We start from the raw sequence: 25574 nt of genomic DNA, 5'->3' as shown, positions 1-25574 counted from the left end.
CTTCAACGCAGCCCGGACGGGCCGCAACTACCGTACTGCCGGTGTCAGCGATCAGCCGTTGGCGTAAGCCACCTTGGCCTGGCGGGCCTGGCTTTGCAGGCGCTCGATCACCGATTGCACGGTGGCGATGGCGCGCTTGACGTCGTGGGCGAAGCCCAGGCCTTGCGTGCCGAGCTCGCGCTCGATGAGTTGGCGTTCCAGTTGATCGGTCAGCTTGATATCGGATTGGGTGTTCATGGCGTCCTTCCTTTCGGGATTACCCTTATGGGGTTTTCCCTGATTGTAGCAAAAGAATTGACGCAATGCAGCATTAGGTGAAAGTACGTATGCTGGGACACCACAAGCTGTGCCGGATGAAATACTTCTCCGTGGATTGTGTGACGGTCAAGGCGGAGGCCCGATCGCTCGATCGCTCGATCGCCGGATCTTGGCATCAAACCAGTCTTGTTCCTGTCACGCTGGCCAGTTCGCCCAGCAACCGATCCTGGAATTTCGTGTTGCGGACGAGGGCATGCGGCTCCTGCAACCGCTGGTGGTACCAATACCCGCCGCTGGTCAGCGCCCGCGGATCGTTGCTGGTAGCCAGCCACTCCTGGGTCAGATGCCCCAGCCGAAGGTCGTCCGGCGCATTCGCACCACCCATCTTGGTGGGAACCCAGCCCGGATCGACTGCGTTGCTGTACACGTCGGGCCACAGCCGCGCCACGGCTGCCGCCAGGGTCGTGATGAAAAGCTTGCTTTCAGAATAGCCAGCTGTCCCGGTACGCCCGGAAAAGTCGATGCGGTCAAGACTCACCCTGGCGCCTTTGTGCATGCTGCTGCTCAGGTAGATCAGCCGCCTGGGGCGCCGGATCAGCGCCGTGAGCAGGTACGGCGCGACCACGTTGACCATCAGGACCTGGGACCCTGACAGGATCCCCGCGTTGTGGATCACCGCGTCCATCATGCCAATGGCGTTGACCTGCCGGGCCAGGTCCCGTGTCTGCTCGAGGTCGGAAAGATCGCCGATGGTCGCGATGGCACCCTGCTCCACGAGCTCCCTGACGGCGGGCAGCCGCGCCTGGGAGCGAACGTGCACCACGACCTCATGCCCGTCGCCGAGCAGCGTCCGCGCCGCCGCATGACCGAGACCGTCGGACGAACCAGTGATGAAGATGCGGGCTTTACGACCGCGGCTGCGTTGAACGGGTGTCGCGGCGGACCTTGCCGCGGGACTGGATGCGGGTTGCGCCGATGCAGCAGCGATGGTCAGCAACGGCGCCATGACCAGGCCGGCGCCCAGTTGCACACCGTTCAGAATGAGTTTGCGGCGGTCCATGGCGCCTCCTGGTCAGCATGAAGGTTCTTGAAACAAGCGATCCAATAAGTGTTGCCAGGTAACGCTAAGAGTCAAGGGAACGCCCGTCATTTCGTCACAAAACGCGCCGTGACGGTCTTGCCGTCCGCAAACCGGATCGTCGCCACCAGCTTGGAGCCGGCCTGCCATTGCAGCTTGTCGGCTGCGACCAGCGCATTGTCGGCGCCGGGGTTCAGCGCCGTTTCGGTCTTGCGGGTGCCGGTCAGCACCGTCAGCTTGCCGCTGGCACCGGCCACGGGGAGCTTCCTGTCATGGTCGTCGACATAAATCGTGACCGCGCCATCCCGGTTCACCAGTTCGAACTGCAGGTCGCTGGCGACCTGCACGATGCCGCCGTATTGCGCAGGCTTGGCGCCGTGCGCCATGGCCACGCCGGAAAACCCGGACAGTGCGAGACTGCCGGCAAACACCATGGCCGAGATCTGTTTCTTCATCGCTTACTCCGTTGCTGCAGCGGCTTGCGGGCGCCGCTGCCTAAGCCCTGAATCAATACGTCTCCTCCGGCTGCTGCGACAGGATGCGCTGCAGCGGGCGGCGCCCGAACAGCCAGAACGCCAGCGGCGTCAGCATGGAATCGAGCAGGGTCGAACTGACCAGCCCGCCGAAGATCACCACCGCCACCGGATGCAGGATCTCCTTGCCGGGCGCATCGGCCGACACCAGCAAGGGCACCAGCGCGAACGCCGCGACCAGCGCGGTCATCAGCACCGGCGTCAGCCGCTCGAGCGAGCCGCGCACGATCATCGGGATGCCGAAGGTCTCGCCTTCGAAGCGGCACAGGTTGATATAGTGGCTGACCTTCAGGATGCCGTTGCGCGTGGCAATGCCGGTCAGCGTGATAAAGCCGACCATCGACGCCACCGACAGGCTCAGCCCCGCCATCCACATCGCGATCACGCTGCCGATCAAGGCAAACGGGATGTTGGCCATGATCACCAGCGTCAGGGTCGCCGAGCGGTAGCGCGAGTAGAGCACCAGGTAGATCAGCGCCAGCGACACCAGCGACAGCAGCACGATGCGCCGCGTAGCCTGCTCCTGCGCCTGGAACTGGCCCTCGATGCTGACGAAATAGCCGCCAGGCAGTCCGGCACGCGCCGCCGCTTCGCGCACCGCGCCGACGATCTTCGACATGTCGGAGCCGTCGGTATTGGCGTAGACCACGATGCGGCGCCGGCCGTTCTCGCGGCCGATCTGGTTGGGGCCGTCGCCCTCCTCCACGCTGGCGATGGCGGACAACGGCACCGCGCCGCGCGGAGAGTCCAGCATGACCCGGGACAGGTCCTGCGGCGTACGGCCGCTATCGGGCAGGCGCACCACCAGGTCATGGCGGCGCACGCCGTCGATCAGCTGCGTGACGCGCGTGCCGTCGGACAAGGTCTGCAGCGCCTTCAGCGCCTCGCCGGCCGGGATGCCGTACTGCGCGGCCTTGCGATAGTCGAGCCGCACATTGACCTGCGGAATCAGCACCTGGCGCTCGACCGTGATATCGACCAGGCCCGGGATCGTGGCCAGCCGCCCGCGCACGTTCTCCGCCAGGCCACGCAGCGTATCGAGGTCATCGCCATAGATCTTCAGCGCGATCTGCGCCCGCACGCCGGACAGCAGGTGATCGAGCCGGTGCGAAATCGGCTGGCCGATCGCCACCGACGCCGGCAGCCCGGCAAGCTGCGCACGGATCGCGGCCATCACCTGCTCGCGGCTGCGGGCGGAAGGCTTCAGGTCGATGTCGATCTCGGAGGCATGCACGCCCTCGGCATGTTCGTCCAGTTCGGCGCGGCCGGTGCGGCGGCCCACCCGGGTCACTTCCGGCACCTGCCGGATCAGCGATTCCGCCAGCGCGCCGATGCGGTTGGCTTCGGCCAGCGAGGTGCCGGGATTGAGCATCAGCGACATCACCATCGAGCCCTCGTTGAAGCCCGGCAGGAAGGCACGCGACAGCCATGGCACGGTGGCGGCCGCCAGCACCACCGCGAGCGCGGCCACCGCCAGCACTGCCCGCGCGCGCGGGAATGACCAGTCCAGGATGCGCGCATCGACCCGCTTGAGCCACGCCACCAGCGGGCTGTCGGGATGCTCGAGCCGCTTCATCCGCGGCAGCAGGTAGTACGACAGCACCGGCGTCACCGTCATCGACACCAGCATCGACGCCAGGATCGATACGATGTAGGCGATCCCCAGCGGCGCGAACAGCCGCCCTTCGATACCCGGCAGCGCAAACAGCGGCACGAACACCAGCACCACCACCAGCGTGGCATAGACGATGCCGGAGCGCACTTCGACCGAGGCGCGCCAGATCGTCTCCAGCACCGATGGCGGGTCGTCCATGGCGGCGCGCTGCCGCAGCCGGCGCTGGATGTTCTCGACGTCGACGATGGCATCGTCGACCAGTTCGCCGATGGCGATGGCCAGGCCGCCCAGCGTCATCACGTTGATCGACTGGCCCAGCAGGTGGAAGGCCAGCGCCGAGACCGCCAGCGACAGCGGTATCGCCACCAGCGAGATCGCGGTGGTGCGCGCGCTCAGCAGGAAGGCGAACAGGATCACCGTCACCATGATGGCGCCGTCGCGCAGCGCCTCGACCACGTTGCCGATCGAGGCCTCGATAAAGTCGGCCTGGCGGAACAGCACCTGCGGCGCGGACAAGCCCTGCGGCAGCCCCTGCTTCAGTTCGCCCAGCGCGGCTTCCAGGTCGCGCGTAAGGCGCACGGTGTCGGCGGCGGGCTGCTTCTGCACGCTGACGATCACCGCGGGCTTGCCGTTGAAGCCGGCGTCGCCGCGCTTGAGCGCCGCGGCGTAGCGTACCTGGGCTACCTGCTCCAGCAGCACCGGCACGCCGTCCTGGTAGGCAACCGCAAGGCCCTTGAGGTCGTCGATCCGGTTGGTGCGGCCGAGATTGCGGATCAGGTATTCGCGGCCGTTCAGGTCGATGAAGCCGCCACTGGTATTGGCGGCGAAGTCGCGCAGGGCAGCCTGCACCTGTGCCAGCGTCACGCCGAATTGCGCCATGCGCGCGGTATCGGGCTCGACCCGCAATTGCCGCACCTCGCCGCCGATCGGGATCACCTGCGACACGCCAGGCACCGACAGCAGGCGCGGCCGCAGCACGAAGTCGGCATACTCGCGCGCCTGCATCGGGCTGGCGCGGGCCGGATCGATCGGCAACGCGATCAGCATGATTTCGCCCATGATCGACGAGACCGGCCCGAGGATGGGCGTGAGCCCGCCGGGCAACTGCTCCTTCACCAGCGCCAGCCGCTCCGACACCAGCTGGCGGTTGCGGTAGATATCGCTGCCCCAGTCGAACTCGGCGTAGACGATGGACAGGCCGACGCCGGACACCGAGCGGACCCGCGTGACGCCGGGCATGCCGTTCAGCGCGGTCTCGATCGGGAACGACACCAGCAGCTCGACTTCCTGCGGCGCCATGCCGCCGGCTTCGGTGATCACGGTCACCAGCGGCTTGTTCAGGTCCGGGAACACATCGACCGGCGTGCGCCAGGCAGTGAGCCCGCCGTAGACCATCAGGATCAAGGCGAAGGCCAATACCAAAAGCCGGTTACCCAGGCTGGCGCGAACGATCCAGTTGAACATGCGCGCCCCTCAGCGGATCTGGTTGATCAGCGCCGCGCCGGACACCACCACCCGGTTCTCCGGCGACAGTCCGCGGATCACGACCACGGTGCGCGCATCGAGCACGCGCGCCTCGACCGGCTGCGCGATAAAGCGCTGCGTGCCGGACTTGATCCACACCACCGGCAGGTTGCTGGCGTTGCGCACCAGCGCCTCGCTGGGCAGCGCGATGCCCTGGATGGTATCGCTCAGCGTGGCTACCACGGTCACGGGCTGGCCGACCGCCAGCGGCACGTCGTTGCCGCTCAGCCGGAACGTCAGCGGTACCGCGCCATTCTTCAGGCTGCGGCCGGCACCGATGAATGCCAGCTTGCCGCTGGTGCTGCTGGCCAGCGCACCGCCCTTGATGCGGTTGGCCAGCGAACTGTCCGCGCTGCTGGCCTCGATCAGCAGGCGGGCGGGGTCGACCACCTCGTACAGCACGTCTCCGGCGGCAACCACCTGCCCTGCCAGCACATTGGCGCTGGCGATCACGCCGCTGGCCGGCGCGGTCAGCGTATCGGTCTGGTGCAGGCTCTTGCCGACCGCATCGCGCTGGCCGGACAGGCTCTGGACCTCGGCGCGGGCCGCTTCGATTTCCTTGCGCGGGATGCTGTCCGTCAGCGATTCCAGCCGCTGCAGCCGCTGCCGCGCCAGCTTCAGGCTGGCGCTGAGATTGGCGAACTGCGCCTGCTGGTTGCCGATGTCGAAGGGCTCGCTCTTGTGGCGCAGCACGGCCAGCGCCTGGCCCTTGCTGACGCGCTGCCCCAGCACCGGGAAGCCGCCCGGCGGCGGTTCGATCCAGCCCGGGTGGCCCGCCTGCAGGCGCCCGCCCGCGTTCGGATCGATCGCCACCACGGCGTTCAGTTCAACGGTGACGGGGTGCGCGGCTTGCTGCGGCATCGCGGTCCGTATGCCCATGCGGCGCTGGGCCAGCTTGGGCACCTGGACGCTGCCGTCTGGCAGCCGCGCCAGGCCACTGCCCGACACCGCGGCTGGTGCATCGAGGTGTTCGCCGTTCGGGCCGTGCGCGCCGGGCCCGGCCAGCGCCGGCACGGTTGTCCAGGCGGCCAGCGCGACCGCCAGGCTTGCGACTTTGGTGGGTTTCATCACGCCGTGCCTCCTTTCCTTTTGCCAACGCGGCGCTTCACGCCCCAGGCGCCTGCTGCCACGACCCCAGCAAGCAGGACCAGCCACGGCCAGCGCGCCTGCCACCACGCGATGCCGTGGTCGTGTTCGTCCGCGGCAACGTTCAGGGTGCCTTCAATCAGGTCCGAGTCGTTGCCGGTGACGAGCGTAAATACCAACGCATGCGGGCCGGGCCGGCGCAGCGCCCGCAGCAGCTTCTCGTCGGTAAAGGCATAGTCTCCGGCATCGGCGTGCAGCTTGCCCTGGGCCTTGATGCCGTTGAACTCGACCTCGAGCGTGCCGTCGAGCACCGGCTCGTTGGTGACGTAGCGGTCGACCATGACGGAGAGCTCATCCGTGGCGAGGGTGCCCACCAGTTCGAACGCCTCCGTATGGGCTTCGATGGTCGGCTGGGCGTGTGCCGCCGCACCGGCGTCGGCGGGCGCGTCAAGGTGCTCGCCATTGGGGCCGTGGGCACCCGGGCCGGCGTGCGCTGCCGGCACCGCGATCGCGAGCATTAGTAACAGGGTAAGCAACAACTGGCGGATCATGGCAGGACTCCGAGCGCCTGGTTGAGGGTGGCAATGGCGATGCCGCGGCGGGCCCGCTGGCGTACGAGGTCGGCCTCGGCTTCCAGCGCCTGGTTCTGCGCGCGCAGCACTTCCGGCAAGCCGATCTCGCCGGCATTGAAGGTCTTGCGCAGCAGCGCCGCCCGTTCGGACAGCGTGGCGCTGCGCTCTTGCGTCAGGCCGAGCTGCTGTTCGGCCAGCCGCAACGCGGCCTGCGCCGCGTCGATCTCGGCGCGGAGGTTGCGTTCGGTCCGCTCCAGTTCGGCCCGCGCTGTCATCAGCTCGGTCTGCGCGGCGGTTTCGCGCGGCAGGTTGCGCGCATCCGTGGCGAACGGGATCCTGACGAACACGCCGACGGTCTGGTCTCCCGGCATGCCGCCGCCGGCCCGATCGTTGCGGTACATCACGCCGACTTCCGGCGGGTCGCGGCGCGATTTGCGCAGGTAGCCCAGCTGTCGTTCGCTGCGCAGCATGGCCTGCTGCACTGCTTCCAGGCGCGGATGGGTGATGGCATGGCCGGCAGGGTCTGCCGCCGGCGCCGCCGTTTCGTCGTACCGTAGCGGTAGCGCCGAGACGCCGGTCACTTGCAGCAGCCGCGCCTTCGCCTCGACCACGCGGGCCTCGCTGTCGGCGAGCAGGCCCTGCGCCGCCAGGTCGTCCTGCTGCGCCAGCAGCAGGTCGGTACGCGCCAGGTCACCGGCGTTGACGCGCCGGCGCACATCGTCGCGCAGCGACGCGGCGATGCCGGCGCGGCGCCGCATCACCTCGCGCTCGCCTTCCGCGGCCGCCAGCTGCCAGACGCGCTCGCGGACTTCGGCGGCCAGATTCAGCCGCGCCAGCGCGGCGCCGGCCTCGGCCTCGGCCGCCTGGGCGTCGGCGAGATCGCCGCGTGCCGCGCGCTGGCCCGGCAGCCACACCGGCACGCCCAGCTGGACCTCGCTCTCGCGCAGGCCGCGCCGTTCGGTCCAGCGGTCGTCACGGTGCAGCAGCCCGAGCGTGGGCGGCCCGGCGATCAGCGAGTCGGCCTGGACCCGGCTGGCCGCCGCCTCGAGGCGCCGCCCCTCGATGGCCTGGAAGGCGACGGAGCGCTCCCAGGCGGCATCGAACAGCGCGCGCAGATCGGCCGGCGCGGACTGGCCATGGGCCGCGGGCATCAGCAACGCCGACGCCACCACGGAGATGAAGAACTTGTGCATGGAATCCCCAACGCAGATTGCGACAACACAGGCAATGCGGCGGGGCGCGGCGCAAAGACATTGCGCCACGGCAGGCAATCAGCAGATCAGCGCCCCGCCGTCAGGCGGGCGCGTGAGGGGGGCGTAACGGGGGACTGCAGCCCGGGTCGGGGATATGGCCGCCGAGGAATGACGGCTCGCGCTGCGTCTGCAGCGTCAGCGGCGGCACCATGCCGGCCGGCAATGGCGCCTGGAAGTGGGTGCCGTAGTCGAAGTCGAGCTGGTGCGACGCGGACGCGGTGGAGTCGTCGAAGGCGATCTCGCCGTCCTCATCATGGTGATGCGGAATGTGCCCGGCGTGCGCGGCCATGTGGTCCGGCGGAAAGCCGGCGGCGTGCGCGAGCTGCCGCTGCGCTGCGGCCAACGCCTGCAGCGGCAGGATCAGCATCAGGAGCAAGGCAATCATGCGCGACATAGGGCGGGATTCTACCCGAGCTGCCGGCAATGGAGTAAGGCCGTGGCGCCGGATGCCGTAAGCGTCGCCCGGGACCAAGCATCGCCGGCACGATCAGGGCAGGGTCGCCACGCCGGCCGGTGCCTGCCCAGACCTCCGTGCCGCTCAGAACGAGCGCGGCAGCCCCAGCACGTGCTCGGCGACGAAGGAATAGATCAGGTTGGTCGAGATCGGCGCCACCTGGTACAGGCGCGTCTCGCGGAACTTGCGCTCGACATCGTATTCGCAGGCAAAGCCGAAGCCGCCGTGGAACTGCAGGCAGGCGTTGCCGGCCTCCCAGCTGGCCTTGGCGGCCAGGTACTTGGCCATGTTGGCCTGCGCGCCCATGGACTCGTGCTTGTCGAACAGCTCGCAGGCTTTCCAGCGCATCAGGTTGGCCGCCTCGAGTTCGATGAACGACTCGGCGATGGGGAACTGCACGCCCTGGTTCTGGCCGATGGGGCGGCCGAACACTTGACGTTCCTTCACGTACTTCGTGACCCGGTCCATGAACCAGTAGCCGTCGCCGATGCACTCGGCGGCGATCAGCGTGCGCTCGGCATTGAGGCCATCGAGGATGTACTTGAAACCCTTGCCCTCTTCGCCGATCAGGTTCTCCTCGGGAATCTCCAGGTCCTCGAAGAACAGTTCGTTGGTCTCGTGGTTGACCATGTTGGGGATGGGGCGCACGGTCAGGCCTTTCTTCTGCGCCTCGTGCAAGTCGACCATGAAGATCGACATGCCCTCGCTCTTTTTCTTCACGTCGGCCAGCGGCGTGGTGCGCGCCAGCAGGATCATGAAGTCGCTGTGCTGCACGCGGCTGATCCACACCTTCTGGCCGTTGACGACGTAGCGGCCGTCCTTCTTCACCGCCGAGGTCTTGATCTTGGTGGTGTCGGTGCCGGTGGTGGGCTCGGTCACGCCCATCGACTGCAGGCGCCATTCGCCCGAGGCGATCTTCGGCAGGTACTTTTCCTTCTGCGCCTGGGAGCCGTGCCGCAGCAGCGTGCCCATGTTGTACATCTGGCCATGGCAGGCGCCGGAATTGCCGCCGCAGCGGTTGATCTCTTCCATGATGACCGAGGCCTCGGTCAGGCCCAGGCCGGAGCCGCCGTATTCCTGCGGAATCAGCGCCGCCAGCCAGCCCGCCGCGGTCAGCGCATTGACGAAGGCCTCCGGATAGGCGCGCTGTTCATCGACCTTGCGGAAATACTCGTCGGGAAACTCGGCGCACAGCGCACGAATGGCATCGCGGATTTCGTGGAAATTGTTCGAGAGGGTCTGTTCGATCATGGCGCTGCCTTGCGGTCGGTCTGTGTCGGTGGCGGCGTGGCGGATGGCCGACGCCGCGTGATAGCCGCCATGGTCGCGGCGTTCGGCCGGCGGGGCAATCAGCGATTCCGAAAGCGCGCCTTCCACGCGGCTTAAGTCGGGGCAGGCGGCGCCTCTTTCAGCCCGTTCGCCAGTTTCGCAATCGCCAAAGCCGGCCATTGGCATTGTCGAATAGCGCAAACGCGGCTTTGGCGACATGCTTCGGGCTATCCGGCACCCGCCGCCCTATGTCCGGCCGCGTGCCGACCGAACGTTTCCCCGTGGACATGCACGACCTGGCCTCCCGACTGCAAACCCTGATCCGCCCCGGCGACCACCTCTGGTGGGGACAAGCCACCGCCGAGCCGCTGACGCTGACGCGCGCGCTGGTGGCACACCGCCATGCCATCGCGCGCGGCGGGCGCTTCAGCGTCTTCGTCGGCATCGGCCAGTCGGACACGCTGCAGCCGGAACACGCCGACGTCATCGACTTCTTCGGCTATGCCGCCAGCGGGCCACACCGCCGGCTCGCCGGCGCGGGCGTGCTAGACATCGTGCCAAGCCATTATTCGCACCTGCCGGGACTGATCCGGCACGGCACGCTGCGCGCCGACGTGGTGCTGGTGCAGGTGTCGCCCGCCGATGAACAGGGGCGCCACAGCCTGGGCCTGGTGCATGAATACCTGCCCGCCGCGCTCGACCGCGCCCGCGTGATCATTGCCGAAGTGAACCCCGAGGTGCCGTGGACCCACGGCAGCCGTTATCTCACCGCGGAACAGATCGACCTGCGGATCGAGGCGGAATTCCCGCCCATCAGCCTCGAGCGCGGCGCTCCCGGTCCGGCCGAACAGGCCATCGCCCGCCATATCGCCGGTTGGGTCGAAGACGGCGCGACCCTGCAGATGGGCATCGGCAACCTGCCCGAAGCGGTGGTGGCGGCGCTGCATGACCGCCGCGACCTGGGGCTGCACAGCGGCGCGGTGGGCGACGGCATTGCCGCGCTGGCCGAGGCCGGTGTGCTGACCAACGCACGCAAGAGCATCGATACGGGCATCGGCATCGGCGGCATCCTGATGGGCAGCGAGCGGCTGCGGCGCTGGGCACATCGCAACCCCCGGCTGCAGTTGCGCGAAACCGCCTATACCCACCATCCCGAAGTGCTTGCCAGCGTGGACAAGCTCACCGCGATCAATGCGGCGATCGAGGTCGACCTGACGGGCCAGGTCAATGCCGAAGTGGCCGCCGGCGTCTATGTCGGCGCGGTCGGCGGCGCGGTGGATTTCCTGCGCGGCGCCGCGCGCAGCCGCGGCGGCCTGCCGATCGTGGCACTGCCCGCCACCGCCAAGGGCGCGAGCCGCATCGTCGCGCAATTGTCCGGCCCGGTCAGCACGCCGCGCGCCGATGCCGGGCTGATCGTGACCGAGCATGGCGTGGCCGACCTGCGCGGCCAGACCCTGTCGCAGCGCGTGCGCCGCATGCTGGACATCGCTGCCCCCGAACACCGCGCCGACCTGGAGCGCCAGGCCCATGCGCTGCTGCGCCAGTGCGGCGCGGCCTTCGTCGCCCTTCCCAACCTTCCCGGAATGGCGCCCACCGACTAACTTGATGGTTCATCCGATACCGAATTCCAAGGAGACTTCCATGCGCAGAGCTGCAATCGTCACCCCCCTTCGCACCCCCGTCGGCACCTTCGGCGGCAGCCTGCGTCCGGTCCCGGTCGAGGAACTGGCCGCGACCGCCGTGCGTGCGGTGGTGGAACGCAGCGGCATCGACCCGGCGCGCATCGACGACGTCGTCTTCGCCCAGTCCTACGCCAACAGCGAAGTGCCGTGCGTGGGCCGCTGGGCCGCGCTGCAGGCCGGCCTGCCGGTGGAAGTGCCGGGCATGCAGCTGGATCGCCGCTGCGGCGGCGGCCTGCAGGCCATCGTCACGGCATCGATGATGGTGCAGAGCGGCGCCGCCGACGTGGTGATCGCGGGCGGCGTCGAGAGCATGAGCAATATCGAGTACTACACCACCGACATGCGCTGGGGCGCGCGCTCCGGCAACGTGCGCTTCTTCGACCGGCTCGACCGCGGCCGCGAACGCTCGCAGCCGGTGGAGCGCTTCGGCAAGATCTCCGGCATGATCGAGACCGCCGAGAACCTGGCGCGCGACTACGGCATCAGCCGCGAGGAAGCCGACGCCTTTGCCGTGCGCAGCCACCAGCGCGCCGCGGCGGCGTGGGAGGCCGGCCGCTTCGATGCCGAGATCGTCCCGGTGCAGGTGCCGCAGCGCAAGGGCGAGCCGGTTGCGTTCACGCGCGACGAAGGCTTCCGCCCGCAGACCACGCTCGAGAGCCTGTCCAAGCTGCGCGTGCTGATGCCGAACGGCACCGTCACCGCGGGCAATGCGAGCCAGCAGAACGATGCCTCGGCCGCCTGCCTGATCGTGGCCGAGGACAAGCTCGCCGAACTCGGCCTGACCCCGATGGCCTCGCTGGTGGGCTGGGCCGCTGCCGGCTGCGAGCCCTCGCACATGGGCATCGGCCCGGTGCCGGCGGTGAAGAAGCTGCTGGCGCGCCTGAACCTGACGCTGGAGCAGATGGACCTGGTCGAGCTGAACGAGGCCTTTGCCTGCCAGGTGCTTGCCGTGCTCAAGGGCTGGGACTGGCAGGACCAGGATGCGATCGAGCACAAGCTCAACGTCAATGGCTCGGGGATCTCGCTGGGCCATCCGATCGGCGCCACCGGCGTGCGCATCCTGGCCACGCTGCTGCACGAACTGCAGCGCCGCGGCGGCCGCTACGGCCTGGAAACCATGTGCATCGGCGGCGGCCAGGGCATTGCCGCGGTGTTCGAACGCTATTGATGCCGCAGCGGCGGACACTTGGTCCGCCCCAGGACGCCTGAAACATGCCACCAGACCGAGCCCCCCTCACCCGCATCAGCGACATCCCGCGCCACTGGGCCGCGCACACGCCCGGCCATGTCGCCGTGTTCGAGGAAGACCGTAGCACCACCTATGCGCAGCTGTGGGCCGGCATCGAGGACGCGCAGCGCTACCTGCAGTCGCAGGGCGTGGGCACCGGCGACCGGGTGCTGGTGGTGGCCGAGAACTGCCTGGCGGTGGTGACGCTGGTGTTCGCGCTGGCGGAGCTGGGCGCATGGCCGGTGGTCGTCAACGCGCGCCTGTCCGAGCGCGAGATCGAGGTGATCCGCGCCCACTGCCACCCGCGGCTGATGCTGTTCACCCACGCGGCGTCGCCGGATGCGCTGCGCCACGGCGTGCGCTATCGCGCCCGCGAAATTGCCCCGGCCGGCCTGGGCCCGCTGATGGCCGGCGCCGTCGACGACACGGCCACGCGCGAGCCCGAAGCGCTGGCGCGCGACGTGGCCGCGCTGATCTACACCTCGGGTACCACCGGACAGCCCAAGGGGGTGATGGTCACCCACCGCGGCCTGCTGCACTTTGCCGACGTAACCGTGGCCTCGCGCCGCATGCAGCCGGACGACTGCGCCTACGCGGTGATGCCGATCTCGCATGTGTTCGGGCTAGGCACGCTGCTGGTGTCGACGCTGCACGCCGGCGCTAGCCTGTACCTGTGCGCGCGCTTCAACGCGGCGGACCTGACCGCGGCAATCCGCGACGGCGCGATCACGCTGCTGCAGGGCGTGCCGGCCATGTTCAGCCGCATCCTGGCCCACGTGCGGGCTTCGGGCGCGCCCTTGCAGCCGTCGCCGCGACTGCGCTATCTCTACACCGGCGGCGGCCCGCTCGACCCCACGCTCAAGCGCGATGTCGAGGCGGCATTCGGCCAGCCGCTGCACCATGGCTACGGCATGACCGAGTACGCCGGATCGATGTTCGTGACGCGCCTGGACCGGCCACGCGCCGATTGCGCCGCCGGCGAGATCGTCCCGGGCGCCGACCTGCAGGTGATCGGGCCCGACGGCAAGCCGGTGCCGCCGGGACAGCCCGGCGAACTGTGGATCCGCGGGCCGGGCGTGATGCGCGGCTACTACCGCGCGCCGGACCTGACCGCCGAGGCCTTGCGCCCCGGCGGCTGGCTCAACACCGGCGATATCGGGCGGCTGGATGCCGACGGCGCCTTGTTTATCGTCGGCCGCACCAAGGACCTGATCATCCGCTCGGGCTTCACCGTCTACCCGATCGAGGTCGAATCGGTGCTCAACACGCATCCGTCGGTGCGCGTGTCGGCCGTGCTCGGCCAGCCCGCCGCGGACGGCAACGAGGAAGTGGTCGCCTTCGTCGAGATCCGCGCGGGCGAGCGCTTCGACGCGCCGGCCTTGCATGACTACCTGGTGGGGCGCCTGTCGCCCTACAAGCGCCCGGAGCGGATCGTGCGCGTGGCGGCGATGCCTGCGACCGCCAGCGGCAAGCTGCTCAAGCACCAGTTGCGCCAGCTGCTGGCGGGCCAGCCGTAGCTGGCCGTGCCCGCCGGCGCCGCGGCTTCAGTCCTGGCGCCCCTGCCCGTCTTCGACCAGCAGGTCCACCAGCTTGCGTGCGAACAGCGGCAAGGCGTCGAGGTCGGCCACGCAGATCTGCAGCTGGCGCTCGGCCCATTCGTCGTCGAGCTGGACGATGCGCAGCGCCATGGCCCTGGCATGGCGGCGCGCGGTGGTCTCGGGCAGCACGGCCAGGCCGACATTGGCCTCGACCATGCGGCACGCGGTCTCGAAATTGCTGACCTGCACGCGCCAGCGCAGGCTGCGCTGCAGGTCCGCCGCGGCGCGCTTCAGGAAGTTGTGGATGGCGCTGTCCTCGGGCAGACCGATGAAGTCGTAGTCGAGCGTGTCGATGAAATCCACGCGCTCGCGCTCGGCCAGCGGATGGCTCAGCGCAGTGGCAAGCACCAGCCGGTCGCGCCGGTATGGCATGACCTCCAGCCCTTCGGTACGCACGTTGCCGGCGATGATGCCGATATCGACGATGCCCTCCTGCACCGCGCGCACGATGTCCGGGCTGAGCCGTTCATGCATGTCGATGGTCACGTCCGGATGGCTGACCAGGTAGCTGCGCAGCACCGCCGGCAGGAACTCGCTCATGGCGGTGGTGTTGGCAAACACGCGCACATGGCCCTTGACGCCCGCCGCATATTCCTGCAGGTCGCCGCTGAGCTGCTCCAGCTGGCGCAGCACGCGGCGCGCATGGGCCAGCAGGGTCTCGCCCGCCCCGGTCACCTTCACACCCTGGCTGCTGCGGCTCAGCAGCTTGACGCCGACGTGTTCCTCCAGGTTCTTGATGCGCGTGCTGGCCGCGGCCAGCGACAGGTGCGAGCGCTGCGCCCCGCCGGTCAGGCTCTGTGCCTCCGCGATATGCGTGAACAGTTTCAGGTCGACCAGATCAAAACGCATGACATCATTCCCGGGCACAACGGCGGCTTATCTCGCCGGATTAACTCGCCGGATTATCTCGCAAACCGCGGCACACGCGTCATGCCACCGAGCGCTGCCGCGGCATCGCGGGCGCGCCGGCCAGCCGCCGCGCGGCCTCGAGCGAGACGCCGAAGCGGTCATAGAATGCGCTGTCGACATCACTGTTGGCAGGCCACCCGACACGCCGCCTGGCCTCGCCCGGCGGCGCGTCGCCCGCCATTACGTCGAACAGCAGCCGCATCAGCCGTTGCGTGCGGCACAGGTCGGTCAGCGCGGTCCCCTGCGCGAACAACGCGCGGCGCAGCTGGGCCGCCGACATGCCGAGCCGCTCCGCGATAAAGGCCGCGCTCCAGGCGTACTGCGGCTGCAGGAACACGCGCTTGGCAATGCGGTGGTGCAGGCATTCCGACGGGTGTGCCGGGGCCAGCCCCCGCATCTCGAGCGTGCATGCCGCCGGCTGCGCGCTGCTGCCATCCAGGCGCAGCGCAAAGGCTTCGAACGGTTCGATGATGGCCTGCTGGCCGGCCAGCAGCACCCGTTCGTAGCCACGCCGCCTGACCACCACCCGGCCGCGCTCGGCGCCGACCGACAGCGGAAACGCCAGCCACAGCTGCTGCAGGCTGGCGTGCATGGAAGACTGCAGATGGACTTGCATGGCGGATTTGGGAAGGTCGGCGAGGGGCGGACAGGATCAGACTGCATGATCGCCGCAATCCGGCGCGCGCGCCTCTGCCATTCCCGAACACTCCGTTCGCCGCCGCCGCATGCCAGCTCCCCGTGCCGGTTCAGGCCGCCGGAAACGCCTTGACCAGGTGCCGCAGCAGGCCGTCCGCGACCGGCGACAAATGCCGGCCGGCACGCGTCAGGATATGGATGCGGCTGTTGTTCAGGATGGGATTGGCCAGCGGCAGCGACACCAGCTGCCGCAGCTGCGGTTCCTTCAGCGGCACCGAGCGCGCCGTCAGGATATAGCCCAGCCCCATCGCCGCGTACTCCCACAGCACCCTGAAGGAGTTGGTGACCAGCATTGGCTTGAGCGTGATGTGCTCGTCCAGCTCGGCTGCCTGCACGTGCTTGCGCACGCCGAACGAACCGGCCAGGAACGCGCCCTGGTGCTGCGCCAGGTCCGCCAGCGTCAGCGCGCGGCGGCGCCGCGCCAGCGGATGGTCCTTGTGCACGTGCGCGCGGATCGGCGACAGCCGCGAGTAGTGCGAATGCAGCCGCGCATCGTCGGGCGGCTGGAACACGAACCCGATATGGGCCAGGTCCTCCAGTAGCAGCCGCACGGTCTCGTCGGTGCCCGCCACCTGGATGCTGCAGGTAACGTCGGGATGCTTGCGCAGGAAGCCCTGCAGTACCGGCTCCAGCACCAGGTCGACAAAGCCCTCGCCAAAGGACAATTCGACATGGCCGCGCTGGGCGTTCTTCAGGTTGTTGACCTCGGCCACGAAGGTGTCGTTCAGGTCCTGCTGGCGCCGGGCAAACAGCGCCAGCAGCCGTCCCGCGTCGGTGGCCACCACGCCGCGCCCGCGCCGCTCCAGCAGCGTAAGACCGGTGTCCTGCTCCAGCTTGGCCACGGCCCGGCTGACCACCGATGGGTCCAGTTCCAGCACTTCTGCAGCGCCGCGCACCGAGCCGGTCTCGATGATCTGCAGCAGGCACAGCGCCCGCTTGCGGTCCAGCACGTCTTCCATCTCCTGGTCTCCCCTGTCGGCACGCCACGATCTCGCACCGGCGCAGCCGCGATGTCTTATCGTTGCATTCTATACAACGATTTGTCGCTATCGTTGTCATGGTTTCGGCGCGCGGCTGCGGAGAGAATGCGGTGAACCACCACGTTCCCTACCCCCATGACCCACACCCTACCCGCCGACCTGCAGCGATCCATCCAGACCCTCGCGCCGGAATTCGTCGCGATCCGGCGCAAGATCCACGCGCATCCGGAGCTGGCGTTCGAAGAGCGCCAGACCAGCAACCTCGTCGCCGAGCAGCTGGCGGCATGGGGTTATGCCGTGCATCGCGGCCTCGGCACCACCGGCGTGGTCGGCACGCTGCGCAAGGGCCGCGGCAGCAAGGCGCTGGGCATCCGCGCCGACATGGATGCGCTGCCGATCCAGGAACAGACCGGACTGGACTATGCCAGCACCATCGCGGGCAAGATGCATGCATGCGGCCATGACGGCCACACCGCGATCCTGCTGTGTGCCGCGCGCTATCTGGCCGAGTCGGTCGATTTCAACGGCACGCTGAACCTGATCTTCCAGCCGGCCGAAGAAAACGAAGGCGGCGCGCTGCGCATGCTCGAGGACGGGCTGTTCGAGCGCTTCCCGTGCGACGAGGTGTACGCGCTGCACAACTCGCCGGGAATGCCGGTGGGACAGATCGGCGTCATCACCGGCCCCGCCATGGCCTCGTTCGACCGGGCCACGGTGACGCTGCGCGGACGCGGCGCGCACGGCGCCATGCCGCACCATGGCATCGACGTGATGCAGGGCGCGGCCAGCATGGTGCTGGGGCTGCAATCGATCGTCAGCCGCGAGATCGACGCGCTCAAGTCGGCGGTCATCACCGTGGGGGCCCTGCAGGCCGGCAGCACCTACAACGTGGTGCCCGACACCGCCACCCTCAAGATCGGCGTGCGCACGCTCGACCCGCGCGTGCGCACGCTGGTCGAAGAGCGCATCCAGGCCTTCGTCACGGCCCAGGCGCAGAGCTTCCGCCTGGAGGCCGAGGTGGTCTACGAGCGCAAGTATCCGGTGCTGGTCAACCACGCCGCGCAGACCGAATTCGCGCGCCAGGCCGCGCTCCGGCTAGTAGGCGCCGACAACGTGGTCGAGCGCCCGCCGGTGATGGGCAGCGAAGACTTCGCCTACATGCTCGAGCATCGCCCCGGCGCCTATATCCGGCTGGGCAACGGCCTGGGCGAAGACGGCGGCTGCATGGTGCACAACCCGCTGTACGACTTCAACGACAAGGCCCTGCCGATCGGCGCCGCATTCTGGGCGCACCTGGCGCAAAGCTATCTGGCCTGAACAAGAAACCGAGGAGACAACCCCCATGGCTACCCTGAACCGCCGTCGCTTCCTGCAACACGCCGGCCTTGCCGCCGGCGCATCCGTACTGTCCGGCCTGCCGGCATTTGCCGCGGAGACCTTTCCCGCCAAGGCCCTGTCGCTGGTGGTGCCCTACCCCGCCGGCGGCGCCAGCGATGCGTCGGCGCGCATCTTCGGCGAATCGATCAGCAAGAGCGTGCGCCAGCAGGTGGTGGTGGAGAACTACGGCGGCGGCACCGGCCTGATCGGCGCCAACAAGGTGCTGGCCGCGCCGGCCGACGGCTACACCTTCTTCCATGGCTCGATCAACGAGGTCTTCCTGGCGCCGCTGCTGAACCCCGCGGCACGCTACAAGCCGCAGGACTTCTTGCTGGCCGCGCCGATCAGCGACGCCAATATCGTGCTGATGGTCCGCAATGGCATCGCCGCGGACAGCCTGGACAAGTTCATCGAGTTCGCGCGCCAGGGCAAGGGCAAGTCGCTGACCTACGCCACCGTCGGCATCGACTCGATCTATCACCTGATGGGCGATGCGCTGGCCGCGCGCCTGGGCGTGCCGTTCCTGCACGTGCCCTACAAGGGCGGCGCCCCGGCGCTGCAGGGTCTTGCCGGCGGCGAGGTCGACTTCGCCATCCTGCCCTACCAGTCCAGCTTCGACAGCATGCAGCAGCAGGGCCGGCTGAAGATCCTGACCAGCTTCTCGCGCGCCTTGCCGCCCGCGCTCAAGTCGGTACCGCTGATTTCGCAGAGCAAGCTGGTGCCGGACTTCGAATACACCATCGGCGGCGGCTATTTCGTCAGGCAGGGCACGCCGGCAGAGCGCGTGGCGGTGCTGCGCAAGGCCATCGGCGAAGCGCTGGCCAAGCCGGAGATCCGCGCCAAATTGGAGGCCGAGGGCCGCACCGTGCTGCAGCCGATCGACAGCCAGGAACAGGCCAACCGGATGTTCGAGCAGTACCTGGCGCGCGTCAACAAGCTGATCCAGGGCGTCGGCCGCAAGACCAACGCCGCCTGAGGCGCAGCCGGGCGCGGCGGCCAGGCATCAGGGCGTGCCGCCCGAGGCATCGATCCGGTAGACCCGCCCGCTGTTCGCTGACGTGCCCGGATCGGCCATCACATAGAGCGCCTGCGCGCCGTCCACGCCGAACGAGAACACGCTGCCCGGTACCGTGACGTTCCAGTCGACTGGCTCGCTGGCAACGCCATCGCGATACACGAAGCTCTGCAGCTTGCCCGTGCACAGATCGGAGTAGAAATAGCGTCCACGCAGCGCCGGGCTGGCACTGCCGCGATACACGTAGCCGCCGACGATGGCACAGCCGCCTGCCTCGTGGCCGTACTCGAACACCGGCATGGTCAGTCCGCTCTTGTCGCAGGTGGCGGCGCCCACGCACGCGGTGCCCTCGGTCAGGTTCCAGCCGTAGTTCAGGCCCGCGCTGGTGGACGGTGCCACGTCGACTTCCTCGCGCTGCTCCTGGCCGACATCGGCGATATACAACGACCCGGCGTCGAACGAGAACCGCCACGGGTTGCGCAGCCCGAGCGCCCAGATCTCGCCGCGGCTGCCGGACTGGCCGAGCAACGGGTTGCCGGCCGGCACGCCGTAGCCCGCCGCGCCGCTGACATCGATGCGCAGCATCTTGCCGAGCAACGTCGCCGCGTTCTGCGCGTTGCCCGCCGGATCGCCGCCACCGCCGCCGTCGCCTGTGCCGATATAGAGCATGCGGTCGGGGCCGAAGGCGAGCTGGCCGCCGTTATGGTTGGAGAAGGTGGGGTGTGGAATCGACAACAGCACCGTGCCTGTGGCGTCGGCAAGGTCCGGATTGGTGGCCGAGACCTGGTAGCGCGCGATGGTGATGGCGCCAGCGGTGTCGGTGTAATAGACGTAGAAGCGGCCGTTGCTCGCATAGTCCGGGTCGAACGCCATCGACAGCAGTCCGCGCTCGCCGTCGGTGGTGGTCAGCGCGGCGATATCGAGAAACGGCGTGGCCAGCAGCGCGCCATCGCGCACGACGCGGATACGGCCGGCGCGCTCCACCACGAACAGGCGCGCATCGCCGGCGGGCGCGGTCAGGAAAATCGGCGCGGAGAATTCGCCGGGCACCTGCGCCAAAGACAACTGCATCGATTCCGGCGCACCGTAGGCCACGCTGGCGGTCGCACCCGCGCCTGCGGCCACTGCGACCGCCTGTGAAGGCAGCTGCGGCTTGCGCAACGCATTGCCCGTCAGCACGCTGTCCGCGGTGACGGTGTAACTGCCTGGCGCCAGGTTCGATAGCGTGGTCGACTGGACCACGGCCTGGCGGAACTGGCCCGGCCCCGCTACCGTGATGGCCGCCGGGGTCCCCGACGGCAGGCCCGAGATCGCAATCGTCAGTGAGCCGTTGCCCCCCGCGCCACCGCCGCCGCCTCCTCCACCGCCGGCATCACCCGCACCGCCGCTTTCGCCTCCGCCACCACCGCCTCCGCAGGCTGCAAGGCCCACACAGCACGCGATGGTGAAGCGGCGAAGTGCATGGCGAAGTGCATGGTGAAGTGCGTCCGGCATGGCGGGCTCCTGTGACGGCCGCGGCACCGCCTGGCATGCGGGAGCCGCTTCGCGGCTGCGCATGCGTTGCGCCGGCGGGTCCGGCGGCGGGGGCGCCTTGCCCTTGTAAAATATGTCATGCGCGCGGCATCGGCCAACCACTGCGGCTCCGCTCGAAAGCGCGCATTCCGGACAACCAGCGATGCCAGCCAAGCCGCCCCCGCCTGACCAAACCCTGCGCCCCCAACCCGCCACGCTTGAATCCCTGCTGACCGAGGTCCGGGCCTGCCGCGCCTGCGCACAGCACTTGCCGCTGGGCCCGCGACCGGTGGTGCGCGCCGGCGCCGGCGCGCGCATCCTGATCGTCGGCCAGGCACCGGGTACGCGCGTGCACGAGACCGGCATTCCATGGAACGACGCCAGCGGCGAGAGGCTGCGACAGTGGCTCGGCGTCGACGACGCCACCTTCTGCGATGCCTCGCAATTCGCCATCATCCCGATGGGCTTGTGCTATCCGGGCCGCGGCAAGGGTGGCGACAACCCGCCGCGCCCCGAATGCGCGCCCCTGTGGATGGACCGCCTGCTGGCGCAACTGCCGTCGATCGCGCTGACCCTGCTGGTCGGCCAGTACGCGCAGCGGCATTTCCTCGGGTCGCGCCGCAAGCCCACACTGACCGAAACCGTCAGGGCATGGCAGGACTACGCACCTGGCTTCATACCGCTGCCGCATCCGTCGCCGCGCAACCAGCCGTGGTTCAAGCAGCATCCATGGTTCGAGGCGGAGGTGCTGCCGATGCTGCGGGAGCGGGTCGCGCGGATACTGCCGCATGGGAAGGCATCCGGCTGAACGCGCAGCGCCGTAGACAGGCTCAATGCGTACACAGCACCGCCGCCATCTCCTTCGCCGCACCCTGCAGCGTCGGCACCGCCTGCAGCAACGCTTCGAGCGAGGCCCGCGCCGTCGGCGCATGACAGGCGATCGCCGCCACCACCCGGGCCGATCCGGCGCGGTCCGGTTCGCGTACCGGCACCGCCACCGCGCACATGCCGCGCACGAATTCCTCGTGGTCGACGCCGATGCCGCGCGCGGCCAGGCGGTCCAGTTCGGCGTTGAGTACCGGCAGGTCGGACAGCGTGCGCGGCGTGTGCACGGAGAGGTCGAGGTGCCGCAGTGTCTGCTGGCGTTCGAGCCGGTTCATCGCTGACAGGAACAGCTTGCCGCTGGCGGTGCAATGCAGCGGCACATGGATGCCGGGCGACAGCTGCAGCCGCAGCGGCTCGTGGGTTTCCACGCGCTCGACGTACAGCACGCGGTCGCCGTCGAGCGCGGTCAGGTTGCAGGTTTCGCCCAGCCGCGCCACCAGCCGGGCCAGGATGCCGCGGCATTCGCGCAGCAGCGGCGGGCTGCGCAGCGTCTGCAGCGACAACGCCGCCGCGGCCGGCCCGGGCACATAGCCGCGCTCGGCCGGCATGCGCACCACGAAGCCGCTGCGCTCCATCGCCGCCAGCAGGCGCATCAGCGTCGCCTTGGGCACATGCAGGCGCTGCGACAGCTGCGACAGCGTCTGTGGCTGCTGCGCCCGCGCCAGGCTGGACAGCACCGCCAGCACGCGCAGGCTGCGGGCATCCTCCTCCGGCACCCCGTCCTCTGTTGCAGTGCGATTCTGAAACGGCATTGTCAGGTTCTGTTTCACAACCGGCGTCTCCTCGCGATTGGGCTTTCCATTCCGACATTGGAAAATAAAATCCGGAACAGAACGTTTCAGATTATAAATCCAGGCCGTGGGCTGCGCGCCCGCCGGCCAGAAAACAGGAGACAGCGACGATGTCGCAAACCGTTGACTACATCGTGGTGGGCGCGGGCTCAGCCGGGTGCGTGCTGGCCAACCGGCTCAGCGAAGACGGCCGCTATTCGGTCTGCCTGCTCGAGGCGGGCCCGCCCGACCGCTACCCGTGGATCCATATCCCGATCGGCTACGGCAAGACCATGTTCCACAAGCAGGTGAACTGGGGCTTCTATACCGATCCCGATCCCAACATGCTGAACCGCCGCATCTACTGGCCGCGCGGGCGCACGCTGGGCGGCAGCAGCGCCATCAACGGCCTGATCTACGTGCGCGGCCAGCGCGAGGACTATGACCACTGGGCCGCGCTGGGCAATCCGGGCTGGGGCTGGGACGACTGCCTGCCCTACTTCCGCAAGCTCGAGAACAATGACCTCGGCGCCGGGCCGACGCGCGGCACCGAAGGCCCCCTCAATGCCACCTCGATCGACCGGCGCCACCCGCTGGTCGATGCTTTCATCGCCGCCGGCCAGGCGCTGGGTCTGCCGCGCCAGACCGACTTCAACGGCGGCGACCAGGAGGGCGTGGGCTACTACCAGCTGACCACGCGCAACGGCTGGCGCTGTTCCACCGCGGTGGCCTACCTGCGCCCGGCGCGCGGGCGCGCCAACCTGCGCGTCGAGACCGACGCGCACACCACCGGCCTGCTGTTCGAAGGCAAGCGCGCCGTGGGCGTGCGCTACACCCGGCATGGCCAGCCCTATATCCTGCGGGCGCGGCGCGAGGTGATCCTGTGCGCCGGCGCGCTGCAGTCGCCGCAGCTGCTGCAGCTGTCCGGCATCGGCCCGGCGCCGCTGCTGCAAGAGCTGGGCGTGCCGGTGGTGCATGCGTTGCCGGGCGTCGGCGAAAACCTGCAGGACCACCTGCAGATCCGGCTGATCTACGAGGTGGCCAAACCCATCACCACCAACGACCAGCTGCGCACGCTTGCCGGCAAGGCGCGCATGGGCCTGGAATGGCTGCTGCTGCGCAAGGGCCCGCTGGCGATCGGCATCAACCAGGGCGCGATGTTCTGCCGCGCCCTGCCGCACGAAAGCGCCACGCCGGACACGCAATTCCATTTCTCGACGCTGTCGGCCGACATGGCCGGCGGCACGGTCCATCCGTTCTCGGGCTGCACCTATTCCGTGTGCCAGCTGCGCCCGGCGTCGCGCGGCACCGTGCGGATCCGCTCGACCGACCCGTTCGAGCCGCCGTCGATGCAGCCCAACTACCTGTCGGCCGAACTGGACCGGCGCTGCACCGTCGCTGCAGTGCGCTACGCCCGGCGCGTGGCGCAGACCGAGCCGATGCGCGGCCTGATGAAGCGCGAATTCCGGCCCGGCGACGCCGTGCGCAGCGACGACGAGATCCTGCACTTCTGCCGCGAGTACGGCGCCACCATCTTCCATCCGTCGGGCACGGCCAAGATGGGACCGGCCGCCGATCCGCTGGCGGTGGTCGATGCGCGCCTGCGCGTGCACGGCGTTGGCGGGCTGCGCGTGGTGGACTGCTCGGTGATGCCCACGCTGGTATCCGGCAACACCAACGTGCCGGTGGTGATGATGGCCGAGCGCGCGGCAGACCTGATTCGTGAAGACGCGCGGCGCGAGATCCACCACGCCGACGTGGTCGCACCGATGGCCGCCGCGGCCTGAAGCAACCTGAAGCGGCAAACCGGCGGGGCCGGGCATCGATAACCACCAGGCCAGGCCCCGCAGCGCATCGGCGTCCATAACCACCCTTCCAGAGGACGCCGCCCACCACCAGAGGAGACAAGCATGACTAGCCCCAACGAACAGGCGATCCGCAAGGTCGCGCTGGCGTCCGTGATCGGCGCCACCATCGAGTGGTATGACTTCTTCCTGTACGGCGTGGTCGCCGGCCTGGTCTTCAACAAGCTGTACTTCCCCGGCGATGACCCGCTGGTGGCCACCATGCTGGCCTACACCACCTTCGCCGTCGGCTTTGTCACGCGGCCGCTCGGCGGCGTCATCTTCGGGCACTTCGGCGACAAGGTCGGGCGCAAGAGCATGCTGGTGATGACGCTGATGATCATGGGCGTCTCCACCTTCCTGATCGGGCTGGTGCCGACCTACGACAGCATCGGCATCCTGGCGCCGGTGCTGTTGCTGCTGCTGCGCGTGCTCCAGGGCATCGGCCTGGGCGGCGAATGGGGCGGCGCGGTGCTGATGGCTTACGAGTACGCGCCGGCGCACCGCAAGGGCTTCTACGCGTCGCTGCCGCAGATCGGGCTGGCAATCGGGCTGTGCCTCGCGTCGGGCGTGGTGGCGCTGCTGTCGCTGACCCTGACGGACGCGCAGTTCCTGTCCTGGGGCTGGCGCGTGGCGTTCCTCATCTCGGCGGCCATGGTGTTCGTCGGCATGTATATCCGGCTCAACGTCAAGGAAACGCCGGAATTCGCCGTGATCAAGCAGCGCAATGCCGAAACGCAGATTCCCTTTGTCGACATGATGCGGCGCTATCCCGGCAATATCGTCAAGGGCATGGGCGCGCGCTATATCGACGGGGTCTTCTTCAACATCTTCGGCGTGTTCTCGATCACCTACCTGACCCAGACCGTCAATATCAGCCGCACGCAGGCGCTGGTGGGCGTGATGGCGGCGGCGATCGCGATGTGCTTCTTCATCCCGTTCTTCGGCCACCTGTCCGACCGCATCGGCCGCACGCGGGTGTATTTCTGGGGTTCGCTGATCACGGCGCTGTCGGCCTTCCCCGCGTTCTGGCTGATGCTGAACAGCGGCGGCAACACCATGCTGCTGTGGCTGTCGATCGTGGTGCCGTTCGGCATTCTCTACGCCGCGGTGTACGGGCCGGAGGCGGCGCTGTTCTGCGAGCTGTTCGATGCCCGGGTGCGCTATACCGGGATCTCCTTCGTCTACCAGTTCTCGGGCATCTTCGCTTCCGGCATCACGCCCATCATCGCCACGGCGCTGCTCAAGTCGGGTGGCGGCCAACCTTGGCAGATCTGCGCCTACGTGGCGTTCGCGGGACTGGTGTCGGCGCTGTCGGTGGCGCTGATCGGACGGGGCGCGGGCGCCGGGGCGCCGCGCGAAAGCGGCGTGCCGCTGCGCGGCCCGGCGCGCTGAGCGCAAGGGTCGAGGCCGTCGTTGCGGCAGGCCGGCAATGT

At 68.7% G+C, this 25574-nt stretch carries 22 protein-coding genes; 8 read left to right on the top strand and 14 right to left on the bottom strand.

Annotated elements, in window-relative coordinates; translation table 11 throughout:
* Nucleotides 1–51: 51 nt before the first annotated feature.
* From C7416_RS03945 to C7416_RS03905, 9 genes are all read right to left on the bottom strand, one after another.
* Nucleotides 52–237 (bottom strand): hypothetical protein, encoded by a 186-nt coding sequence (locus C7416_RS03945; RefSeq protein ID WP_111517204.1) that lies wholly within the window; start codon nucleotides 235–237, stop codon nucleotides 52–54.
* Nucleotides 238–433: 196 nt separating this feature from the next.
* Complete coding sequence (locus C7416_RS03940; RefSeq protein ID WP_111517203.1) at nucleotides 434–1318, bottom strand: SDR family NAD(P)-dependent oxidoreductase; 885 nt, start codon at nucleotides 1316–1318, stop codon at nucleotides 434–436.
* An 86-nt stretch (nucleotides 1319–1404) separates the two neighbouring features.
* Nucleotides 1405–1791: a hypothetical protein gene (locus tag C7416_RS03935; protein WP_111517202.1), complete on the bottom strand. Its 387-nt coding sequence runs from the start codon at nucleotides 1789–1791 to the stop codon at nucleotides 1405–1407.
* Between the two features lie 52 nt (nucleotides 1792–1843).
* A complete protein-coding gene (locus C7416_RS03930) occupies nucleotides 1844–4948 on the bottom strand; it encodes an efflux RND transporter permease subunit (protein WP_111517201.1) in 3105 nt (1034 codons plus the stop codon).
* Nucleotides 4949–4957: 9 nt separating this feature from the next.
* A complete protein-coding gene (locus C7416_RS03925; RefSeq protein WP_111517200.1) occupies nucleotides 4958–6076 on the bottom strand; it encodes an efflux RND transporter periplasmic adaptor subunit in 1119 nt (372 codons plus the stop codon).
* Entirely contained in the window at nucleotides 6076–6645 is a 570-nt protein-coding gene (locus C7416_RS03920; RefSeq protein WP_111517199.1) for a hypothetical protein, read from the bottom strand. Before C7416_RS03920 ends, C7416_RS03925 begins: the two co-directional genes overlap by 1 nt.
* The gene (locus tag C7416_RS03915; protein WP_111517198.1) at nucleotides 6642–7859 is read right to left on the bottom strand and encodes a TolC family protein; all 1218 of its coding nucleotides are present in this window, start codon (nucleotides 7857–7859) and stop codon (nucleotides 6642–6644) included. The genes C7416_RS03920 and C7416_RS03915 overlap by 4 nt, the downstream gene beginning before the upstream one ends.
* Before the next feature lie 100 nt (nucleotides 7860–7959).
* Complete coding sequence (locus tag C7416_RS03910) at nucleotides 7960–8304, bottom strand: hypothetical protein (RefSeq protein WP_240988295.1); 345 nt, start codon at nucleotides 8302–8304, stop codon at nucleotides 7960–7962.
* A 153-nt stretch (nucleotides 8305–8457) separates the two neighbouring features.
* Entirely contained in the window at nucleotides 8458–9624 is a 1167-nt protein-coding gene (locus C7416_RS03905) for an acyl-CoA dehydrogenase family protein (protein WP_181461151.1), read from the bottom strand.
* Between the two features lie 305 nt (nucleotides 9625–9929).
* Here C7416_RS03905 and C7416_RS03900 point away from each other — a divergent pair, with 305 nt between their 5' ends.
* From C7416_RS03900 to C7416_RS03890, 3 genes are read left to right on the top strand one after another with little or no spacing between them, the layout of a single operon-like run.
* Nucleotides 9930–11243 (top strand): acetyl-CoA hydrolase/transferase family protein, encoded by a 1314-nt coding sequence (locus C7416_RS03900; RefSeq protein WP_111517495.1) that lies wholly within the window; start codon nucleotides 9930–9932, stop codon nucleotides 11241–11243.
* 40 nt (nucleotides 11244–11283) lie between these two features.
* Nucleotides 11284–12492: an acetyl-CoA C-acetyltransferase gene (locus C7416_RS03895; protein ID WP_111517196.1), complete on the top strand. Its 1209-nt coding sequence runs from the start codon at nucleotides 11284–11286 to the stop codon at nucleotides 12490–12492.
* 44 nt (nucleotides 12493–12536) lie between these two features.
* Entirely contained in the window at nucleotides 12537–14069 is a 1533-nt protein-coding gene (locus C7416_RS03890; RefSeq protein WP_111517195.1) for a class I adenylate-forming enzyme family protein, read from the top strand.
* 27 nt (nucleotides 14070–14096) lie between these two features.
* Here the strand turns inward: C7416_RS03890 and C7416_RS03885 are convergent, their stop codons facing one another.
* From C7416_RS03885 to C7416_RS03875, 3 genes are all read right to left on the bottom strand, one after another.
* Nucleotides 14097–14999 (bottom strand): LysR family transcriptional regulator, encoded by a 903-nt coding sequence (locus C7416_RS03885; RefSeq protein ID WP_111517194.1) that lies wholly within the window; start codon nucleotides 14997–14999, stop codon nucleotides 14097–14099.
* Nucleotides 15000–15078: 79 nt separating this feature from the next.
* Nucleotides 15079–15675 carry an AraC family transcriptional regulator gene (locus tag C7416_RS03880; protein ID WP_111517193.1) on the bottom strand — a complete coding sequence of 199 codons (597 nt, stop codon included), beginning with the start codon at nucleotides 15673–15675 and terminating at the stop codon, nucleotides 15079–15081.
* A 130-nt stretch (nucleotides 15676–15805) separates the two neighbouring features.
* Nucleotides 15806–16714, bottom strand: coding sequence for a LysR family transcriptional regulator (locus tag C7416_RS03875; RefSeq protein WP_111517192.1), 909 nt, complete (start codon nucleotides 16712–16714; stop codon nucleotides 15806–15808).
* A gap of 156 nt (nucleotides 16715–16870) precedes the next feature.
* Here C7416_RS03875 and C7416_RS03870 point away from each other — a divergent pair, with 156 nt between their 5' ends.
* Together C7416_RS03870 and C7416_RS03865 are read left to right on the top strand one after the other, a co-directional pair.
* On the top strand, nucleotides 16871–18052 hold the full coding sequence (locus C7416_RS03870) for a M20 aminoacylase family protein (protein WP_111517191.1): 1182 nt from the start codon (nucleotides 16871–16873) through the stop codon (nucleotides 18050–18052).
* 25 nt (nucleotides 18053–18077) lie between these two features.
* Entirely contained in the window at nucleotides 18078–19088 is a 1011-nt protein-coding gene (locus tag C7416_RS03865; protein ID WP_111517190.1) for a tripartite tricarboxylate transporter substrate binding protein, read from the top strand.
* A 27-nt stretch (nucleotides 19089–19115) separates the two neighbouring features.
* On the opposite strand, the gene C7416_RS03860 is transcribed toward C7416_RS03865, so the two are convergent.
* The gene (locus tag C7416_RS03860; protein ID WP_111517189.1) at nucleotides 19116–20621 is read right to left on the bottom strand and encodes a PQQ-dependent sugar dehydrogenase; all 1506 of its coding nucleotides are present in this window, start codon (nucleotides 20619–20621) and stop codon (nucleotides 19116–19118) included.
* A gap of 181 nt (nucleotides 20622–20802) precedes the next feature.
* Here C7416_RS03860 and C7416_RS03855 point away from each other — a divergent pair, with 181 nt between their 5' ends.
* On the top strand, nucleotides 20803–21447 hold the full coding sequence (locus tag C7416_RS03855) for a uracil-DNA glycosylase family protein (protein ID WP_111517188.1): 645 nt from the start codon (nucleotides 20803–20805) through the stop codon (nucleotides 21445–21447).
* A gap of 22 nt (nucleotides 21448–21469) precedes the next feature.
* Here C7416_RS03855 and C7416_RS03850 read toward each other — a convergent pair whose 3' ends face one another.
* Nucleotides 21470–22294: an IclR family transcriptional regulator gene (locus C7416_RS03850; RefSeq protein WP_111517187.1), complete on the bottom strand. Its 825-nt coding sequence runs from the start codon at nucleotides 22292–22294 to the stop codon at nucleotides 21470–21472.
* Between the two features lie 131 nt (nucleotides 22295–22425).
* Between C7416_RS03850 and C7416_RS03845 the strand changes: the two genes are divergently transcribed.
* Together C7416_RS03845 and C7416_RS03840 are read left to right on the top strand one after the other, a co-directional pair.
* Nucleotides 22426–24081 (top strand): GMC family oxidoreductase, encoded by a 1656-nt coding sequence (locus C7416_RS03845; protein WP_111517186.1) that lies wholly within the window; start codon nucleotides 22426–22428, stop codon nucleotides 24079–24081.
* Between the two features lie 123 nt (nucleotides 24082–24204).
* A complete protein-coding gene (locus C7416_RS03840) occupies nucleotides 24205–25533 on the top strand; it encodes an MFS transporter (RefSeq protein WP_111517185.1) in 1329 nt (442 codons plus the stop codon).
* The last annotated feature ends 41 nt before the right edge of the window (nucleotides 25534–25574 follow it).

This window comes from Cupriavidus phytorum, from assembly GCF_003254285.1.
Taxonomy (GTDB): domain Bacteria; phylum Pseudomonadota; class Gammaproteobacteria; order Burkholderiales; family Burkholderiaceae; genus Cupriavidus; species Cupriavidus phytorum.
Note: the sequence above shows the minus strand (reverse complement) of the source record. Positions and strands in the feature narration are given on the sequence as shown.